The sequence below is a fragment of the Pseudomonas sp. UYIF39 genome, assembly GCF_029963765.1.
Taxonomy (GTDB): Bacteria; Pseudomonadota; Gammaproteobacteria; order Pseudomonadales; family Pseudomonadaceae; genus Aquipseudomonas.
In genome coordinates this window covers 121,326-138,826 of sequence record NZ_JALBYU010000005.1, presented here as the reverse complement: position 1 = coordinate 138,826, position 17,501 = coordinate 121,326, and the positions used below count along the sequence as shown (strand labels likewise).

The following is a 17,501-nucleotide window of genomic DNA, read 5'->3' as shown; positions in this document are numbered from 1 at the left end:
ACTGGAGAGGATGCGATCGAAATTACTCTTCACGGGCCGTAGCCTCCGCACTGATAGGGCTGGCGTATTCGGCCTTCAACCGACCGTCCTGGTCCAGAAGCCAGGCGTCCATGATTTGACGCACAACGGGCGCCGCGACGCCGGAACCGGACTCGCCGTTCTCGACCATCACCGACACCACGATTTGCGGGTTGTCGGCGGGTGCGAAGCCGACGAACAAGGCGTGGTCGCGGTGGCGCTCCTGAACCTTGGAGCGGTCGTACTTCTCGCCCTGCTTGATCGCGACGACCTGGGCCGTACCACTTTTACCGGCAATCCGGTATTGAGCGCCAATCGATGCCTTGCGCGCGGTACCACGGGCACCGTGCATTACCTGCTGCATGCCATGGTTGACCTTGGTCCAGTCGGAGGGGTCACGCAGGATGATGTCCGGCATCGGGTTTTCATCCTTCGGCCGCACGCCTTCGACGGTCTTGGCCAGGTGCGGACGGTTCCAGACACCCTTATTCGCGACCAGCGCTGTGGCCTGGGCCAGTTGCAATGGCGTTGATTGCATGTAGCCCTGACCAATCCCCAGAATCAGCGTTTCGCCCGGGAACCAGGCTTGACGACGAGTTGCACGCTTCCATTCACGTGTAGGCATCAGCCCCGGCGACTCTTCGAACATGTCCAGCGAAACCTTCTGGCCGATGCCGAACTTGCTCAAGTACGCCGACAAGCGATCGATTCCCAGTTTGTGGGCCAGGTCGTAGAAGTAGGTGTCGTTGGACCGCATGATCGCCGTGTCCAAATCGACGTAGCCATCACCGGTACGGTTCCAGTTACGGTATTTGTGATCGTAGTTGGGCAACTGGTAATAGCCGGGGTCATACACCCGAGTCGATGCGGTGACCACGCCCGAATCAAGGCCGGCAATCGCTACCGCCGGTTTGATGGTCGAGCCCGGCGGGTACAGACCACGCAACACGCGGTTGAACAGCGGCCGATCAATGGAATCGCGCAGCTCGGCATAGGCCTTGAAACTGATGCCGGTGACGAACAGGTTCGGGTCAAAACTCGGCTGACTGACCATCGCCAGGACTTCGCCGGTTTTCGGGTCCAGCGCCACCACTGCGCCACGACGACCGCCGAGTGCAGCTTCGGCCGCTTCCTGCAATTTGATGTCCAGGCTCAGGACGATGTCCTTGCCGGAAATCGGTTCGGTACGCTTGAGTACCCGCAGCACGCGGCCACGGGCGTTGGTCTCGACTTCTTCGTAACCGACCTGACCGTGCAATTCCGGCTCGTAGAAGCGCTCGATACCGGTTTTGCCAATTTGATGGGTACCGCTGTAACTCACCGGATCGAGCGACTTCAGTTCTTTCTCGTTGATCCGCCCCATATATCCCACCGAGTGCGCAAAATGCGCACCCTGCGGGTAATGACGCACCAACTGCGCGACCACTTCCACGCCTGGCAGACGGAACTGATTCACCGCGATGCGCGCGATCTGTTCTTCGGTCAGCTCGAACAGGATCGGCACCGGCTCGAACGGCCGACGCCCCTGACGCATGCGCTTCTCGAAGATCACCCGGTCCTCGGGCGTCAGCTCCAGCACTTCGACGATCACGTCGAGCACTTGCTGCCAGTCGCCTGAGCGCTCGCGGGTCATGCTCAAGCTGAAGCTGGGCCGGTTATCGGCCACCACCACGCCATTGCGGTCGAAAATCAACCCGCGCGTCGGCGGAATCGGCTGCACATGGACGCGGTTGTTTTCCGACAGGGTCGAGTGGTACTCGTACTGGATCACCTGAAGGAAATACAGCCGCGCGATCAGCACACCGATCAGCGTCACGACCGCAATTGCCCCGAACACGACGCGGCCACGCACCAGACGGGCGTCTTTTTCGTGGTCCTTGATGCGGATCGGCTGGGACATGAGGGCAGAACTACTTGTGGTAAGGGTGGCCGGACAAGACTGTCCAGGCACGATACAGCTGTTCGCCGATCAGGATTCGCACCAGCGGGTGCGGCAACGTCAACGGCGACAATGACCAGCGCTGATCGGCTCGGGCACAGACTTCCGGCGCCAGCCCTTCGGGGCCGCCGACCATGAAATTCACCGTGCGCGAGTCCAGACGCCAGCGATCGAGCTCGACCGCCAGTTGCTCGGTGCTCCAGGGCTTGCCGTGGACTTCGAGGGTCACAACGCGCTCGTTCGGCCCGACCTTGGCCAGCATGGCTTCGCCTTCCTGACGGATGAAGCGCGCCACGTCGGCGTTCTTGCCACGGGTGTTGAGCGGTATTTCCACCAGTTCCAGCGCCAGCTCGGACGGAAGACGCTTGGCATATTCATGCCAGCCTTCTTCCACCCACTTGGGCATGCGTGAACCGACGGCGATCAGTCGCAGTCGCACAGCGGTCCCTTATTGCTGGTCTTTGTTGAGCTTGACGAAGTGCTCATGGGTGTTTTCCGGGCTGTGGTGAGCCGCGTTCAGAGCACGGCTCTGTTCTGCACCGGACCACAGACGCTCCAGGTCGTAAAACTGACGAGCCGAAGCGGTCATCATGTGCACGATGACATCATCCATATCCAGCAGGACCCAGTCGCTGTCGCCCTTGCCTTCTTCACCCAGCGGCTTGACGCCCTGGGCTTTGACCGCCTCGCGGACCTTATCCAGCATCGCGCCGATCTGGCGGTTGGACGTACCGGTAGCGATGATCATGAAGTCAGTGATGCTCTGCTTTTCACGAACGTCGATCACCTGAATGTCCTGGCCCTTGACGTCTTCCAGGGCCGCTACGGCAACCTTGACCAGCTCTTCGCCGCGCAGCTCAGGGCCGGTTGGGACCTCTACTGGCAGCGGGGCGCTCTTGAACGTGCCTTTGCGCTTTACTTTAGTTACGTCTTTGTCAGTCATATAAAACTCGTTTTGCTCGTATGTTCGGGCGCTTCGGTACACGCGTTCACGTGTTTTGAAGCGCTCCCTTTTTCAGTTCGACGCACGGTAGAGTCCGTGCGCATCGATGTAGGCCAGGACCGCGTCGGGCACCAGGAAACGTACCGACTTACCGCTGGCCAGCAGTTGACGGATCTGGGTGGCGGATACCGCGAGCGGTGTCTGCCAGACGAATGCAATCTGTCCGCTCGGCCCTTTGAGGGCCAGCGGGTCGCTCACCGAGCGTGCCGCCAACAGATTGCGCAAGGCATCCGGCGGTTCGCTGTCGGCATCCGGGCGTTGCAGCACCAGGATGTGGCAATGCTGGAGCAACTCTTCCCAGCGGTGCCAAGTGGGCAGGCCGCAAAATGCGTCCCAGCCCAAAAGTAGAAAAACCTGGTCGGAGGCGGCAAGTTCTCCGCGCATCAGTTCCAGGGTGTCGATGGTGTAGGACGGTTTGTCCCGCTGCAATTCGCGGGCGTCCACCACCAGCGGCGCCACACCGGCCGCCGCGCACTCGACCATCGCCAGACGGTCTTTCGCCGATACCTGCGGCGTACCGCGATGAGGCGGCCTGGCACTGGGTGTCAGACGCAGCTCATCGAGCGCCAGCGATTCAGCGACTTCCAGCGCACTACGCAAATGGCCGATGTGCACCGGGTCGAAGGTCCCGCCCAGCATGCCAATGCGTCTAGGCGCAGGCTCGCTGGCAGTGACCGGGGCTGACAGGTCGAGGTCGCCCAAGTCAGTCCGACGCCTGGCCGCGCAACTGGCCATCACCGACCACGATGTACTTCTCGCAGGTCAGACCTTCGAGACCCACCGGGCCGCGGGCGTGCAGCTTATCAGTAGAAATGCCAATCTCGGCACCCAATCCGTATTCGAAGCCATCGGCGAAGCACGTCGGGGTGTTGATCATTACCGACGACGAATCGACTTCCGCGACGAAACGTCGGGTGTCGGCAAGGTTTTCGCTGACGATCGAATCGGTGTGATGGGAGCCGTACTTATTAATGTGCTCGATGGCCTGGTCCAGCCCGTCGACCACACGGATCGAGAGAATCGGCGCCAGGTATTCGGTGCTCCAGTCGTCTTCGCTAGCGGGAACAGCCTCGATGATCGCCCGGGTGCGCTCGCAGCCGCGCAGCTCGACTCCTTTTTCGCGGAACTGTGCAGCCATCGATGGCAGGAAATCCTTGGCGACCGATTGGTCCACCAGCAGGGTTTCCATGGCACCGCAGATACCATAACGGTAAGTCTTGGCATTGAAGGCAATGCGCTGGGCTTTCGGCAGGTCGGCGTGAGCACTGACGTAAACGTGACAGATGCCGTCCAGATGCTTGATCACCGGCACGCGGGCGTCACGGCTAACGCGCTCAATCAGGCCACGGCCGCCACGGGGCACGATAACGTCGACGTATTCCGGCATGGTGATCAGTGCGCCAACGGCGGCACGGTCAGTGGTTTCGACCACTTGCACCACGGCGGCAGGCAAATTGGCTTCGGCCAGACCGCGCTGGATACAGGCGGCAATGGCACGATTGGAATGAATCGCCTCGGAGCCGCCACGCAGGATGGTCGCGTTGCCGGACTTCAGGCACAGGCTGGCGGCATCGATGGTCACGTTCGGCCGGGATTCGTAGATGATCCCGATCACGCCCAACGGCACGCGCATCTTGCCGACCTGAATGCCCGACGGGCGAAAGCTCATGTCGCGGATCGCGCCGACCGGGTCCGGCAGAGCCGCTACCTGACGCAAACCGACGATCATGCCGTCGATGCGTTCAGGGGTCAGCGCCAGACGCTCAAGCAGTGCCGGTTCAAGACCATTGGCACGGCCAGCGGCCAAGTCCAGTTCATTGGCAGCCGTCAGCTCGGCGCGTGCAGCGTCCAACGCATTGGCAGCAGCCTGCAAAGCGCGGTTTTTCTGCGCGGTGCTGGCACGGCCGATGACGCGAGAAGCTTCGCGGGCAGCGCGACCCAAGCGGGTCATGTAGTCAAGAACGGACTCAGTCATGGTCTGGCGTGGACTTGGCAAAGAGGAAAGCGGCAGATTATAGCTGTCGCGTCCCTCGACTAACAGCGGTGACGGGCGGATGGTCGAAATGGAGGGCAATTTGCCGACGTTCAGCCGTGATTAAGCTGCAAATTGTTATCATCACGACTCAATCAGCCCTTATAAACGCCGTTCATCATGACCAACCTGACTGTTCGCACGTCCGCGACGAGCCTGCCCGAGGGGCTCGCGGATGCATTTTTCGACAGAGATGCCCAAACGCTGGCTCGGGACTTACTCGGCAAAGTCATCCGTCACCGGGTCGGCGACCTGTGGCTCAGCGCCCGGATCATCGAGACCGAAGCCTATTACTGCGAAGAAAAAGGCAGTCACGCCTCCCTCGGCTACACAGAAAAGCGTAAGGCTTTGTTTCTGGATGGCGGGCACATCTATATGTATTACGCCCGCGGCGGCGATTCCCTGAACTTCAGCGCCCAGGGGCCGGGCAATGCTGTGCTGATCAAATCGGCCTATCCGTGGGTCGATGACTTGAGCGGGCCGGCGAGCCTGGCGCAGATGCTGTTGAACAATCCCGACGCCCAGGGTCGCCCTCGCCCCTCGCAAAAGCTTTGCGCCGGACAGACGCTGCTCTGCAAGGCGTTGGGCCTGAAGGTGCCAGTCTGGGACGCCAAGCGCTTCGACCATGAAGTGCTGCTGGTGGAAGATGTCGGCCCGGCGCCCGTACACATCATACAAACCACGCGTTTGGGCATTCCCCACGGGCGCGATGAGCATTTGATGTACCGTTTCGTCGATGCGGCTTATGCGCCGTATTGCACGCGCAACCCGCTGCGGCGGGGGCAGGTCGAAGGGCGCGATTATATATTGCTGTGAACACAGTTCTCTGTAGGAGCTGCCGTAGGCTGCGATCTTTTGCCCTTAAAGGATCAAGATCAAAAGAACGCAGCCTGCGGCAGCTCCTACGCCGGGGGTGTCAATTAATAAGAGGGAGTTGTTTTTATGGGCCCATGGCTCGATAGCGTGACCGGTTGGCTGACGGTCAACCCGCAATGGCTGGCCGTGGCGGTGTTCATAGTGGCCTTTGTGGAATGCCTGGCGATTGCCGGGTTGATTGTGCCCGGCACGGTGCTGCTGTTTGCCGTGGCGGTACTGGCCGGCAGTGGCGCGCTGTCATTGAGCGAAACGCTATTACTGGGATTCGTCGCTGGCGTTCTGGGCGATATCGTCTCTTACTTCATCGGACGACATTTCCACCAGAACATCCGGCGCCTGCCTGGGTTGCGCCATCATCCGGAATGGATCGCCGGGGCCAAAGCGTATTTCCAGCGCTACGGCATCGCCAGCCTGCTGGTCGGGCGCTTCATCGGTCCGCTGCGGCCGATGTTGCCGATGGTCGCCGGGATGTTCGACATGCCCTTCCCGCGCTTCGCAGCCGTCAGCCTGCTGGCCGCCGCGGGCTGGAGCGTCGCGTACCTGCTGCCCGGCTGGGCCACCGGTGCGGCAATTCGATTGCCGTTGCCGGAGGGATTCTGGCCTGAGGCCGGAATCGTCGCTGGCAGCATCGCCCTCATGGTGGGCTTGAGCATCACCAGCAGCATGCGTCGTCATCGCAAAGCGACGATGCTGATTACTGGAATGAGCTTCCTGATTCTGGCCGGACTGTTTATCGGCTATCCGCACCTGACCGCCCTCGATCAGGGCGTGATGACCCTGGTGCAGGAACATCGCAGCCCGCTGCTCGATGAAGTGGCGGTGACGTTCACGCTGATCGGCGAGTTTCGCAACATGCTGGTGTTCAGCGCCCTGCTGACGGGTTTGCTGCTGCTCACCCGGCAATGGCGCCAGGCGATTTTCGCCGGCAGCACCCTGCTGTGCACCGCGCTGGGCAACACCGTGACCAAACACTTTTTCGCCCGCGTACGCCCGGAAGTGTTGAGCGACCCTCTGACCAGCTACAGCATGCCCAGCGGCCACGCCTCGGGCGCTTTTGCGCTGTTTCTGACGCTGGCCGTGCTGGCCGGTCGCGAACAACCACCGCGCATGCGCCTGACCTGGCTGCTATTGGGTTGCTTGCCCGCGCTGGCGATTGCTCTGTCGCGGGTGTACCTGGGCGCGCACTGGCCAACGGATGTGCTGGCCGGCGCGATGCTGGCAGCGTGCGTGTGTGCGGCGAGCTTGTGGCTGAATCAGCGCCAGACGCCGCTTAACGCCATGCCACCGAAGGTCTGGTGGCTGGTGTTGCCGGCGATGGTGGCGCTGTTCGGTTTCTTTGCGTTGCGATATTTGCCGCATGCGATGTTGCGGTATGCGTACTGACCAATACCGATAAAACGCGCCATTCATTGCACGAATGAATGGCGCTAACTCATTCTTCCACCCCAGCGGGCTTATCAATAATCTTCAGTACGAAAGTGGCAGGCGTACCATTAAAAGCAGGATGCCCAGTTACATTCGGATCTACATTTTTGAAATGTATCTTCCCTTCCTTCTCGGCACGATATAAAGCTTTTTTATTTGTCTCGCTCACAAGACGCACATAAGAAGGGCCAGGGGCAAGATCTGCCAGTCCGACTTTCGACACAACATCCTTACTGATTGAAAAATAATCGGACGGAGCGTTATCACTCACGGACAAATGATGCGTACCGCCTTCTATTCTCAACCGCCATCCATCATAAACACCCCGCAGAACGGCGGTGACAACATAGTTTTCACCGCATGGAACAAATTTCAGTAACAAGGGCTTGTCATCTTCATGATCGGCCAACGTAACAAAACTCGAGCCGCCTAGGTCGGCCAGAGCGACTTCGACATCCAACTGCTCGCGCCTGGTGATCCGTGGGTCTCGCAGCCGTAGCTTCAGACGCTGCTGATTGAGCACCAAGGGCAGACCATTAAGGTAGAGATTAGCTGTAAATGCTTTGTTATTATCCAGAGACATAAACCACCTGTACTTTATCAAACTCGATATTATTTAATACCCGTCCATTTAGCCGGGAACTCTGAAAACAGAAAATCGACGAAATACAAAAAGACGGCCTACGCTGCCGCAGCAGCGGGCACATCTTTAACAGGAAGTTTTACGCGTTTGCGCTTACGGCGTTCAAGCACCATCAAGTCAGCATAAACGCCCGCAGCGCCTATCACTTTATCGACGTTATGATCGACCGCTGCATGTTTCAAAATATACTTGCCAGCAATATCGTCCCAGAACGCCCCTTCATCTTCATAAACAATCATAATCCCATCCTTATCATTAATCAGGCCACCCACTCCTTGTGGGCAACTTAAAATTAGGACAAAGACAAAATCAAAACAATACTGGCAGACAAACCAAGTTAATACAAAGTACAACTAAGCAAACAACTCCCCCTGCAACTCATCCAGCAGTGCCTGAATCGCATCCAGCCGCTGCTGCGGATCATCGAGTTGCAGAAGGTCGATCTTGTCCACTTCGGCAAACGGCAGCAGGTACGCCAATTGATTGGCCAGCGACTGTTGTCCCGTCGCTTCAGTGCCCATGTTCAACGCTTCGACCATCGGGTGTTCGGCCAAGGCTTTGAGCAGTGCAACCAGGTCGGCGTCCTCGTCCTGCAGCGGTTGCTCAGGTTCGTCCTCCAGCCACTCGACGTCGGCGACGGTCAACTGATCGCGCTGAACCTCGGTGCGCAACACGTGGAAACGCCGTCCGCCCTGCACCCGAATGCCCAGCAAGCCATTGTCCTGCTGTTTGAAATCAGTGATCAGCGCCTCGCATCCGACCAGCGCGTAGCCCAACGGGGCAATGCCGACTTCTTCGCCGTCGAGGATGCACACCACGCCGAAGCCGCCGCCCTGTTTCATGCAGCGACTGATCATGTCCAGGTAGCGCGCCTCGAAGATCTGCAAATCGAGGATGCAGCCAGGAAACAACACCGTATTCAGCGGAAAAAGCGGCAAGCTCATAGACATTTCCTTACACCACCATCGACACCGCCAACGGCAGGAAAACTGCCGTGGCCACGCCCATCAGACTCATCGCCAGCGCCGCGAAGGCGCCGCATTCTTCACTTTCCTGCATCGCCACCGCCGTGCCGACCGCGTGCGCAGTCATGCCCAGTGCCATACCGCGCGCCTCAGGGCTGTGCACACCCAGCCGGGTCAAAAGACTCGGCCCGAAGATCGCCCCGATCACCCCGGTAATCAACACGAACACTGCCGCCAGCGCCGCAACGCCACCGATCTGCTCTGCCACCAGCATGGCAATCGGCGACGTCACCGACTTCGGCGCCATGGTCATCAGGATCATGTGCTCGGCACCAAACGACCAGCCCAGCAATACGCCCATACCGGTGGCGACCACGCCACCTATCACCAGCGTAGTAAATATCGGCCAGAACAACTGCCGAATGCGTCGCAGATTGAGGTACAGCGGTACAGCCAGCGCTACGGTCGCCGGCCCGAGCAGGATGCTGAGGATCTCGGTGCTCTTGCGGTACTCGGCATAGGTCAGGCCGCAACCCACCAATACGCCAATCACCAGCAGCATAGAGACCAGCACCGGTTGCAGAAAGATCCAGCGGGTTTTCTCGAACGCCGCCAGCACCAACTGATAAGCCCCCAGCGTAATACCGATGCCGAACAACGGATGATGAATCACCGACGCCCAGGCGCCGTGCCAGTCGAAGATCATTGGCCGTCCTCACGATGAGCGTGACGCTTGACCATGCGCTGCATCAGCACGCCAGCGAAGGCCAGGGACAGCAACAGTGACAACACCAGCGCACCGACGATGGCCCAGAAATCCGCGGCAATGTCTTTGGCGTAAACCATCACACCCACGGCTGGCGGTACCAGCAGCAAGGGCAGATAACGCAGCAGACTGCTGGCCGCGAGGCTCAGCGGTTCGCCGACCTGGCCACGGCTGATCAGGAACACCAGCAGCAACAGCAGGCCGACAATCGGCCCCGGCAGCACCGGTAAAAACAAGTGGTTGATGGCTGTGCCCAGCAATTGGAACAGCACCAGCCAGGTCAGGCCACGTAACAACATTCGTCATCTCCCGCCAATACCATCCCGCACAAGCGGGCCGAGCATTATAAGCACGTCAACGCTATAGACCGGCATTCGCCAAAATCATGGTCAGTTGACCGGAGCCATTTGCCATGTTGATCTAAAGTGGTAATCCGGGAGGTCAAATCCCCCCACCTCAAAACTATAAAACCGATGAACCCAAGGAGAGTCTCAATGCCCTATGTTCCAGTTGCGGAGCTCAAAGATTATGTCGGCAAGGAACTCGGACGTTCCGAATGGCTCACCATCGATCAGGAGCGCATCAACCTGTTCGCCGAAGCCACAGGGGACTATCAGTTCATCCACGTCGACCCGGTCAAAGCCGCGCAAACGCCATTTGGCAGCACTATTGCACACGGTTTCCTGTCGCTGTCGCTGATCCCCAAGCTGATGGAAGACATCCTGATCCTCCCTGAAGGGGCGAAGATGGTGGTCAACTACGGCCTGGATTCCGTGCGTTTTATCCAGCCCGTGAAGGTCAATTCCAGGGTACGACTCAAGGTCGACATGAACGAAGTCATCGAGAAGAAACCCGGCCAATGGCTGCTCAAGGCCACCGCCACGCTTGAGATCGAAGGCTCGGACAAACCGGCCTACATCGCCGAGCCACTGTCTCTCTGCTTCGTGTAACCCATCCCGGATGCGAAGCAGCTCACGCTGTTTCGCGCCCTCTCCTGTTTCCTGGCTATATAAGGTTAAACAGCTGCGGCATACTCGGTCGCCTAATTGCCCGGATCCCGCTATGCGCCCACTTGCACTCCTCGCTCTGACCCTATTGCTCACCGCTTGCGGCGACGGCGAATCGCTGTTGCCCCCCGACGCCCGCTTGCCGGACGGCGGACGCTATCGCGGTGAACTGGTCAACGGATTGCTGCAAGGCCAGGGCCGTATCGATTACCCGAACGGCAGCTGGTACGCCGGCGACTTCGACAAGGGCCAATGGCATGGCCAGGGCGAATGGCACGGCAGCAACGGCGAAGTCTATCGCGGGGGATTCAATCTAGGACTGTTCGACGGCAAGGGCACACTGACCACCAGCAGCAGCAGCTTCACCGGCGGTTTCAAAGCCGGTCGACGGGACGGCGAAGGCACCCTCAAAGAAAACGGTATGACCTACCGCGGTGAATTCAAGGCCGATCAATATTCAGGGCTCGGCCGTCTCGAACTCGACGACGGCAGCTCGTATCAGGGCCAGTTCGCCCACGGTAAACCCAACGGCGAAGGCCAACGGGGCGACGCCAGCGGCAATCAGTTCACCGGGCATTTCGTCGACGGTCAGCTCGAAGGCAACGGGACTTTCAACAGCGCCGATGGCGATATCTATGTCGGCGGCTTCAAGAACAACCAACTGCACGGCAAGGGCCGCTACGAAAACGCCGACGGTGATGTCTGGCTCGGTCTGTTCAAGGAAGGATCGCTGAACGGCAAGGGCGAGTTGATCGGCGCCGACGGCAGCCATTACATCGGCCAGTTCAGCGACTGGCGCTTTACCGGCCAAGGTCGATTGAACCTGTCCGACGGCAGCTTCTACATTGGTCAATTCGACGGTGACAGTTACTCGGGGCACGGCACCCTGGTGCTGACTGACGGCACAGTGCAAAGCGGCACATGGATCAATGGCCAGCGTGTTCGCGATGCCAATGGCAAGCTGCTGCCCGACAGTCTGGAACTCGGTTTGCTGGCCCAGGGCCGTTTGCTCGACGATGCACTGTCCAGCGTGCCGGCTTCGACCCCCGCAGTCGAGTTGTACACCCTGACACTGGGCGGTGACGGCAAGCAAAGCGTGTTCCTGCGCGAATCCGATTACGTCAGCAACATGCTCAGCAGCCGCTTTGGTGCGTTTGGCCAGATCCGCCTGGTGAACCATCGCGACCACCTCGTCGACCGGCCAATGGCCACCCGGGAAAACCTGCGCCGCGCCGCCGCCACCCTGGCCGAACGCAGTGGCCCGGAAGATTTGATCTTCATCTACATGACCAGTCACGGCACCAGCGAACACGAACTGGTGCTCGACCAGCCGCGCATGGAACTGTCCGATCTACCGGCCGACGAACTCGCCGCAGTGCTCTCTCCGCTGAAAAACCGCGACAAGATCATCGTGATTTCGTCCTGCTACTCCGGTGGTTTCATTCCCGCACTGAAGGATGAACGCACCCTGATCATGACCGCCTCGCGCGCTGACCGGGTGTCCTTCGGCTGCTCGGAAGAAGCCAACTTCACCTACTTCGGCGACGCGCTGTTCGCCCAGGCACTGAACCAGACCGACGATCTGGAGCAAGCCTTCAAACTGGCCAAGGCCACCGTCGCCGAGCGCGAACTGGCAGACAGTTTCGAAGCCTCTGAACCGCAGATCTGGGCGCCGAAAACCGTTCTCTCTCACTGGCAGCTGTTACGCAAACAGCAGGCACGAAAAGCACTACAAAGTGTCTCTATCAGCAACAAGGATGCAAAGAGCAACTAAGCTGAATAGTATCAAGGGGGAAACACTATGTACTTGACGCCTCAGCACGTACTGCTTGCCGGAGCTACTGGTTTGACCGGTGAACATCTTCTGGATCGTCTGCTCAATGAGCCAACGATTTCACGGGTACTAGCCCCCTCACGCCGGCCACTGGCCGAGCATCCCCATCTGGAAAATCCGGTCGGCGACCCTGCGGTGTTTCTGCCGCAATTGAATGGTCGCGTCGACATCGCCTACTGCTGCCTGGGCACCACAATCAAGCAAGCCGGCTCGGAACAGGCGTTTCGCGCGGTGGACCTGGACATGGTGGTGGCGTTCGCCAAACGTGCACGGGAGATGGGCGCACGGCACCTGATCGTGATCAGTGCCCTGGGGGCCGATCGCCGGTCCTCTGTTTTCTACAACCGGGTCAAAGGCGAGATGGAATATGCGTTGCGCGCGCAGGACTGGCCGCAACTGACCATTTGCCGACCTTCGCTGCTGCTGGGCGAGCGTATGGAACCGCGTATGGCTGAGCAATTCGTCGGGCCTTTGTCCCGTTTGATCCCCGGCAAATACCGCGGCATCGAAGCCTGCCAACTGGCCCGCGCCATGTGGCGACTGGCGCTGGAAGAGCAGGATGGGGTGCGGGTTGTGGAGTCGGATGAGTTGCGCAAACTCGGCAAGTAATTCGCAAACCTTGTGGCGAGGGAGCTTGCTCCCTCGCCACAAGAGCCGCGCTCAGTCCTACAATCCACCCGTCGCCTGAAAACTTACCCCGATCACCGTCAGCAGCGACAGCGGCAACAGCAGCGTGTCGAGCAACGCTCTGGCCGGCAGGTCGACGCCCGGATAGCTCGGAGCTTCGGCGCCGAAGCGGTCCATGGCGCAGCAGCCGCCGTTCATGGCATACAAATCCAGACGCGTCCCCGAATACACCACTGGTGCCCCGGGCTTGGCGGCATCAAGCGTTCGCGCCGTGGCGCAGCCAGCCAATTGCAGCGCCAGCACAATCGCCAGCAGCTTATTCATCGCTGGTCAGATGGTGTTCGCCCCAACGCGGCAGCATGTCCTGGGGAATGTTCAGCAGATTGAGAATTCGCGCCACGACAAAATCGATCAAGTCGTCGATGGTTTGCGGCTGATGATAAAAGCCTGGCGACGCCGGCAAAATCGTCACGCCCATGTTCGACAACTTGAGCATGTTCTCCAGATGGATGCTCGAATACGGGGCCTCACGCGGCACCAGAATCAGCTGACGACGTTCCTTCAAGGTGACGTCGGCAGCGCGCTCGATCAGGTTGTTGCAAGCCCCCGTCGCAATAGCCGACAAGGTCCCGGTGGAACACGGCACCACCACCATCGCTGCCGGCGCGCCGGAGCCCGAGGCCACTGGCGACATCCAGTCTTCCTTGCCATACACCCGAATCTGCCCGACGGCAGCGCCGGTGTATTCGGTGAGGAAGGCCTGCATCATCTGGGTTTTCGGCGGCAGCGTAACGTCTGTCTCGGTGGCCATCACCAGTTGCGCAGCCTTGGAGATCATGAAGTGCACCTCGCGGTCTTCACGAATCAGGCAGTCAAGCAGGCGCAAACCATATTGGGCGCCCGAAGCGCCGGTCATCGCCAGCGTGATGCGTTCCGGGCCGTTGTTCATTGCAGCGCCTCGGCGAGTTTGCCGTGCAGGCCGCCGAAGCCGCCGTTGCTCATGATCACCACGTGAGTGCCGGGCTGGGCCTGGCTCTTCACACGCTCGATGATGCCTTCCAGCGAATCGCTGACGATCGACGGCACCGTACACAACGCAGCAGTCGCCCCCAGATCCCAACCGAGGTTGGCCGGCGCATACCAGATCACCTGATCGGCATCGACCACGCTTTCCGGCAAGCCGTCGCGGTGAGCACCGAGCTTCATGGAGTTGGAGCGCGGCTCGATGATCGCTATCAACGGTGCATCGCCGATGCGCTTGCGCAGGCCGTCGAGGGTCGTCGCAATAGCCGTCGGATGGTGAGCGAAGTCGTCATAGATGGTAATGCCACGGACCTCCGCGACTTTTTCCATCCGGCGCTTGACGCTTTTGAATGCGCTCAGCGCAGCGATGCCCATGGACGGCACAACACCGACGTGGCGCGCCGCAGCCAACGTGGCCAGCGCGTTGGCGACGTTGTGTTGGCCGGTCATGTCCCACTCGACCACACCTTGAGTGACACCTTCGAACATCACTTCAAACTTCGAACCGTCTTCGCTCAGCAGCTTGACCTGCCACTGACCGCCGGCACCGGTGGTTTGCACCGGGGTCCAGCAACCCATCTCGATCACACGCAGCAACGCAGGCTCGGTGGTCGGATGGATCACCAGGCCTTCGCTCGGAATGGTCCGCACCAAATGGTGGAATTGGCGCTCGATGGCGGGCAAATCGGGGAAGATATCAGCGTGATCGTATTCCAGATTGTTCAGGATCGCCGTGCGCGGGCGGTAGTGAACGAACTTGGAACGCTTGTCGAAGAACGCGCTGTCGTACTCGTCGGCTTCGATCACGAAGAACGGTGTGTCACCCAGACGAGCGGACACCGAGAAGTTTTGCGGCACGCCGCCGATCAGGAAACCCGGGCTCATGCCCGCGTGCTCCAGCACCCAGGCGAGCATGCTGCTGGTGGTGGTTTTGCCGTGGGTACCGGCGACGGCCAGCACCCAGCGACCTTGCAGCACGTGATCCGCCAGCCATTGCGGGCCGGAGACGTACGGCAGGCCTTTGTTCAGCACGTATTCGACAGCCGGGTTGCCGCGGGACATGGCATTGCCGATCACCACCAGATCCGGTGCCGGATCGAGCTGCGCCGGGTCGTAGCCTTGGGTCAACTCAATGCCCTGAGCCTCAAGCTGAGTGCTCATCGGCGGATAGACGTTGGCATCGGAGCCCGTCACGTGATGGCCCAGCTCTTTGGCCAGAACCGCCATCGAACCCATGAAAGTGCCGCAGATACCAAGAATGTGAATGTGCATTAGTCGACCTCGTAAAACATGGCCGCAGGTTAGCTTAGGGTGGGAAAATTCGCACCTTGTGTTTAAAGATCAACCAGCGCCATCCCTGTAGGAGCGTGCCTACCGGGCGATACCGTGCTTACGAAGTTTCCTGTAAAGCGTGTTACGACTGACACCCAGCTGCTCAGCCGTGTGAGTCATATGCCAACGCGTCTGCTCCAGCGCATTTAGCAACGCCAGCCGCTCGGCATCATCCAGCGGATGTTCGGACACTTCCTCAACCGCTAGCACTACCGCCAGCCGCGCCTGGCGAATCATCACCGGCAAATCCTCCAGCCCGCTCCGCCCACCGTCACACAACGCCGCTAACGTGCGCAGCACATTGCGCAACTGCCGCACATTCCCCGGCCAGGCGAAGGCCAGCAACGCCTGGCGTGCCGGACCGTCGATCAATACGGTTTCCCCGCCCGCCTCTTCGGCCAGCAAAAAGTCGAGCAGTTGGGATTTATCACTGCGATCACGCAACGCCGGCAGTGCAACTTCCAGCCCGTTGAGCCGGTAATACAAATCCTCGCGGAAGCTGCCGTCCTGCACCCGCTCCAGCAGATTGCGGTGAGTGGCGCTGATGATCCGTACGTTGACCGACTCCGGCTCGCCGCCGATCGGCACCACCTGACGATCCTCCAGCACCCTTAATAGCCGGGTCTGCAACGCCAAGGGCATGTCGCCGATTTCATCGAGGAATAAAGTGCCGCCATCGGCCTGCTGCAACTTGCCGCGCATGCCTTCCTTACGCGCACCGGTAAAGCTGCCGCCGCGATAACCAAACAGTTCGCTCTCGATCAGGCTTTCGGGGATGGCTGCGCAGTTGAGGGCGACGAAGGCTTTTTCTGCTCGCTGGCTGGCCTGATGGACGGCTTTGGCAAACGCTTCTTTGCCGGATCCGGTTTCGCCGTTGATCAGTAGCGGTACGTCCCGCTCGAACACGCGCAAAGATTTGCGGAAATCTTCCTGCAACCCCGTGTCGCCCAGACAAATGCTCGATAAACGCGAAGGTTCGGTGATCACCGCACTTTGCACCACCGGCACCGGAATGCTGCGTGGCTGCCCGCGCAACACCGCAAACAGGCTCCGTCCGTCGCGCGTGCGCAACGGCCAACTGGCGCTGGCATTGACGCTGGCGCGGCCGAGCAATTCATCCAGCGAGCAATCGAAAAACGCCTCCACCGGTTTGCCCAACAACCCACCGCGAATATGCCCCAGCAGGTTCAGCGCACTCTGGTTGACCGCGCTGACCCGCCCTTCCCCGTCAAACGCCAGCAACCCTTCGCTGAACAGCCCGACGGATTCGGCCTGCAAGTGAAAACGCAGCAACCACTGATTGTCGAAATAGCGCAGGAAATAGCAGCTCTCGATCATCTTCGCCGAAAGATTGACCAGGGCCATGGTGTGGAATTGGCTCTGACGCGAGACCTCGTGACGCGCCGAGGACACGTCGAGCACCGCCAGCAGTTCGCCGTGCGGGTCGAACACCGGGCTCGCCGAGCAGGTCAGGCCGGTGTGACGGCCGCGAAAGTGCTCGTCCTGATGGATGGTCAGCGACTGACGCTCCACCAGACAGGTGCCGATGCCGTTGGTGCCTTCGCAGGCTTCGCTCCAGTCAGCCCCAAGCCAGAGGCCGGCGCGCTCGAAAATCTTCCTCTCGGCAGGCGCGGTGACGCAATTGAGGATCACGCCGCGGGCGTCGGTCAATAGGACCGCGTGGCCGGCGCCGGAGAGTTGCTGATGAAGGCTGGTCATTTCGCTGCCGGCGATGTGCAGCACTTGCTGCAAGCGCTCGCGGCTTTCCAGGACGCGGCCATGTTCCAGCACCGTCGGCGCCATGGTCAGGGCCGGGTCGAGGTGATAGTCCTCAAGACAGCGCAGCCAGGAACGGGCAATCGACGGGTCGCTGCCGGGGCCGTGCAGGTGGGATTTTCCCTGAGTGACGGTCAGGACCTGCTGGGCATGGCGACTCAAATGGTTGTCGTGCATTTCTTATTGTTCTCCCCGAGGCTCGGCGACCCGTGGTTGAGGTGATGCCGAGCATCCT

Annotated in this window: 19 protein-coding genes; 5 read left to right on the top strand and 14 right to left on the bottom strand. The window is 60.1% G+C overall.

The window, feature by feature from the left end; translation table 11 throughout:
* Positions 1-22: 22 nt before the first annotated feature.
* The 5 genes from mrdA to MO767_RS08785 form a co-directional block, all read right to left on the bottom strand.
* Complete coding sequence (mrdA, locus tag MO767_RS08805) at positions 23-1,918, bottom strand: penicillin-binding protein 2 (RefSeq protein WP_282480175.1); 1,896 nt, start codon at positions 1,916-1,918, stop codon at positions 23-25.
* A gap of 10 nt (positions 1,919-1,928) precedes the next feature.
* A complete protein-coding gene (gene rlmH / locus MO767_RS08800; protein WP_007937439.1) occupies positions 1,929-2,396 on the bottom strand; it encodes a 23S rRNA (pseudouridine(1915)-N(3))-methyltransferase RlmH in 468 nt (155 codons plus the stop codon).
* 9 nt (positions 2,397-2,405) lie between these two features.
* Positions 2,406-2,900: a ribosome silencing factor gene (gene rsfS, locus MO767_RS08795; protein WP_008152812.1), complete on the bottom strand. Its 495-nt coding sequence runs from the start codon at positions 2,898-2,900 to the stop codon at positions 2,406-2,408.
* 72 nt (positions 2,901-2,972) lie between these two features.
* The gene (nadD, locus tag MO767_RS08790) at positions 2,973-3,662 is read right to left on the bottom strand and encodes a nicotinate-nucleotide adenylyltransferase (protein ID WP_282480174.1); all 690 of its coding nucleotides are present in this window, start codon (positions 3,660-3,662) and stop codon (positions 2,973-2,975) included.
* 1 nt (position 3,663) lies between these two features.
* On the bottom strand, positions 3,664-4,935 hold the full coding sequence (locus tag MO767_RS08785) for a glutamate-5-semialdehyde dehydrogenase (protein WP_282480173.1): 1,272 nt from the start codon (positions 4,933-4,935) through the stop codon (positions 3,664-3,666).
* Positions 4,936-5,112: 177 nt separating this feature from the next.
* Between MO767_RS08785 and MO767_RS08780 the strand changes: the two genes are divergently transcribed.
* Together MO767_RS08780 and MO767_RS08775 are read left to right on the top strand one after the other, a co-directional pair.
* Positions 5,113-5,808: a DNA-3-methyladenine glycosylase gene (locus tag MO767_RS08780; protein ID WP_282480172.1), complete on the top strand. Its 696-nt coding sequence runs from the start codon at positions 5,113-5,115 to the stop codon at positions 5,806-5,808.
* A 126-nt stretch (positions 5,809-5,934) separates the two neighbouring features.
* A complete protein-coding gene (locus MO767_RS08775; RefSeq protein ID WP_282480171.1) occupies positions 5,935-7,251 on the top strand; it encodes a bifunctional DedA family/phosphatase PAP2 family protein in 1,317 nt (438 codons plus the stop codon).
* 49 nt (positions 7,252-7,300) lie between these two features.
* Here MO767_RS08775 and MO767_RS08770 read toward each other — a convergent pair whose 3' ends face one another.
* The 5 genes from MO767_RS08770 to MO767_RS08750 all read right to left on the bottom strand — a co-directional run bounded on the left by MO767_RS08770 (position 7,301) and on the right by MO767_RS08750 (position 9,966).
* The gene (locus MO767_RS08770; RefSeq protein WP_282480170.1) at positions 7,301-7,876 is read right to left on the bottom strand and encodes a hypothetical protein; all 576 of its coding nucleotides are present in this window, start codon (positions 7,874-7,876) and stop codon (positions 7,301-7,303) included.
* 98 nt (positions 7,877-7,974) lie between these two features.
* Positions 7,975-8,175, bottom strand: coding sequence for a hypothetical protein (locus MO767_RS08765; protein WP_282480169.1), 201 nt, complete (start codon positions 8,173-8,175; stop codon positions 7,975-7,977).
* Between the two features lie 114 nt (positions 8,176-8,289).
* On the bottom strand, positions 8,290-8,880 hold the full coding sequence (locus tag MO767_RS08760) for an LON peptidase substrate-binding domain-containing protein (protein ID WP_282480168.1): 591 nt from the start codon (positions 8,878-8,880) through the stop codon (positions 8,290-8,292).
* 10 nt (positions 8,881-8,890) lie between these two features.
* Positions 8,891-9,607, bottom strand: a complete 717-nt coding sequence (locus MO767_RS08755; RefSeq protein WP_282379112.1) for an LrgB family protein — start codon at positions 9,605-9,607, stop codon at positions 8,891-8,893.
* Entirely contained in the window at positions 9,604-9,966 is a 363-nt protein-coding gene (locus MO767_RS08750) for a CidA/LrgA family protein (protein WP_046048699.1), read from the bottom strand. Before MO767_RS08750 ends, MO767_RS08755 begins: the two co-directional genes overlap by 4 nt.
* 195 nt (positions 9,967-10,161) lie before the next feature.
* Between MO767_RS08750 and MO767_RS08745 the strand changes: the two genes are divergently transcribed.
* From MO767_RS08745 to MO767_RS08735, 3 genes are all read left to right on the top strand, one after another.
* A complete protein-coding gene (locus MO767_RS08745) occupies positions 10,162-10,617 on the top strand; it encodes a MaoC family dehydratase (protein ID WP_008009033.1) in 456 nt (151 codons plus the stop codon).
* A 112-nt stretch (positions 10,618-10,729) separates the two neighbouring features.
* The gene (locus tag MO767_RS08740) at positions 10,730-12,448 is read left to right on the top strand and encodes a C13 family peptidase (RefSeq protein WP_282480167.1); all 1,719 of its coding nucleotides are present in this window, start codon (positions 10,730-10,732) and stop codon (positions 12,446-12,448) included.
* A 27-nt stretch (positions 12,449-12,475) separates the two neighbouring features.
* Positions 12,476-13,117: an oxidoreductase gene (locus tag MO767_RS08735; protein ID WP_282480166.1), complete on the top strand. Its 642-nt coding sequence runs from the start codon at positions 12,476-12,478 to the stop codon at positions 13,115-13,117.
* Positions 13,118-13,174: 57 nt separating this feature from the next.
* Here MO767_RS08735 and MO767_RS08730 read toward each other — a convergent pair whose 3' ends face one another.
* From MO767_RS08730 to MO767_RS08715, 4 genes are all read right to left on the bottom strand, one after another.
* Entirely contained in the window at positions 13,175-13,459 is a 285-nt protein-coding gene (locus MO767_RS08730) for a YceK/YidQ family lipoprotein (protein ID WP_282480165.1), read from the bottom strand.
* Positions 13,452-14,084: a flavin prenyltransferase UbiX gene (gene ubiX / locus MO767_RS08725; RefSeq protein ID WP_282480164.1), complete on the bottom strand. Its 633-nt coding sequence runs from the start codon at positions 14,082-14,084 to the stop codon at positions 13,452-13,454. The genes MO767_RS08730 and ubiX overlap by 8 nt, the downstream gene beginning before the upstream one ends.
* Positions 14,081-15,430, bottom strand: a complete 1,350-nt coding sequence (gene mpl, locus MO767_RS08720; protein WP_282480163.1) for a UDP-N-acetylmuramate:L-alanyl-gamma-D-glutamyl-meso-diaminopimelate ligase — start codon at positions 15,428-15,430, stop codon at positions 14,081-14,083. Before mpl ends, ubiX begins: the two co-directional genes overlap by 4 nt.
* Positions 15,431-15,529: 99 nt before the next feature.
* The gene (locus MO767_RS08715; RefSeq protein ID WP_282480162.1) at positions 15,530-17,443 is read right to left on the bottom strand and encodes a sigma-54-dependent Fis family transcriptional regulator; all 1,914 of its coding nucleotides are present in this window, start codon (positions 17,441-17,443) and stop codon (positions 15,530-15,532) included.
* Positions 17,444-17,501 lie beyond the last annotated feature (58 nt).

What these genes read in the sequence shown, in the direction of transcription:
- mrdA (WP_282480175.1), bottom strand. Translation starts at nt 1,918, where the DNA reads ATGTCCCAGCCGATCCGCATCAAGGACCACGAAAAAGACGCCCGTCTG.
- rsfS (WP_008152812.1), bottom strand. Translation starts at nt 2,900, where the DNA reads ATGACTGACAAAGACGTAACTAAAGTAAAGCGCAAAGGCACGTTCAAG.
- MO767_RS08785 (WP_282480173.1), bottom strand. Translation starts at nt 4,935, where the DNA reads ATGACTGAGTCCGTTCTTGACTACATGACCCGCTTGGGTCGCGCTGCC.
- MO767_RS08780 (WP_282480172.1), top strand. Translation starts at nt 5,113, where the DNA reads ATGACCAACCTGACTGTTCGCACGTCCGCGACGAGCCTGCCCGAGGGG.
- MO767_RS08775 (WP_282480171.1), top strand. Translation starts at nt 5,935, where the DNA reads ATGGGCCCATGGCTCGATAGCGTGACCGGTTGGCTGACGGTCAACCCG.
- MO767_RS08770 (WP_282480170.1), bottom strand. Translation starts at nt 7,876, where the DNA reads ATGTCTCTGGATAATAACAAAGCATTTACAGCTAATCTCTACCTTAAT.
- MO767_RS08765 (WP_282480169.1), bottom strand. Translation starts at nt 8,175, where the DNA reads ATGATTGTTTATGAAGATGAAGGGGCGTTCTGGGACGATATTGCTGGC.
- MO767_RS08760 (WP_282480168.1), bottom strand. Translation starts at nt 8,880, where the DNA reads ATGAGCTTGCCGCTTTTTCCGCTGAATACGGTGTTGTTTCCTGGCTGC.
- MO767_RS08755 (WP_282379112.1), bottom strand. Translation starts at nt 9,607, where the DNA reads ATGATCTTCGACTGGCACGGCGCCTGGGCGTCGGTGATTCATCATCCG.
- MO767_RS08750 (WP_046048699.1), bottom strand. Translation starts at nt 9,966, where the DNA reads ATGTTGTTACGTGGCCTGACCTGGCTGGTGCTGTTCCAATTGCTGGGC.
- MO767_RS08745 (WP_008009033.1), top strand. Translation starts at nt 10,162, where the DNA reads ATGCCCTATGTTCCAGTTGCGGAGCTCAAAGATTATGTCGGCAAGGAA.
- MO767_RS08740 (WP_282480167.1), top strand. Translation starts at nt 10,730, where the DNA reads ATGCGCCCACTTGCACTCCTCGCTCTGACCCTATTGCTCACCGCTTGC.
- MO767_RS08735 (WP_282480166.1), top strand. Translation starts at nt 12,476, where the DNA reads ATGTACTTGACGCCTCAGCACGTACTGCTTGCCGGAGCTACTGGTTTG.
- MO767_RS08730 (WP_282480165.1), bottom strand. Translation starts at nt 13,459, where the DNA reads ATGAATAAGCTGCTGGCGATTGTGCTGGCGCTGCAATTGGCTGGCTGC.
- ubiX (WP_282480164.1), bottom strand. Translation starts at nt 14,084, where the DNA reads ATGAACAACGGCCCGGAACGCATCACGCTGGCGATGACCGGCGCTTCG.
- mpl (WP_282480163.1), bottom strand. Translation starts at nt 15,430, where the DNA reads ATGCACATTCACATTCTTGGTATCTGCGGCACTTTCATGGGTTCGATG.
- MO767_RS08715 (WP_282480162.1), bottom strand. Translation starts at nt 17,443, where the DNA reads ATGCACGACAACCATTTGAGTCGCCATGCCCAGCAGGTCCTGACCGTC.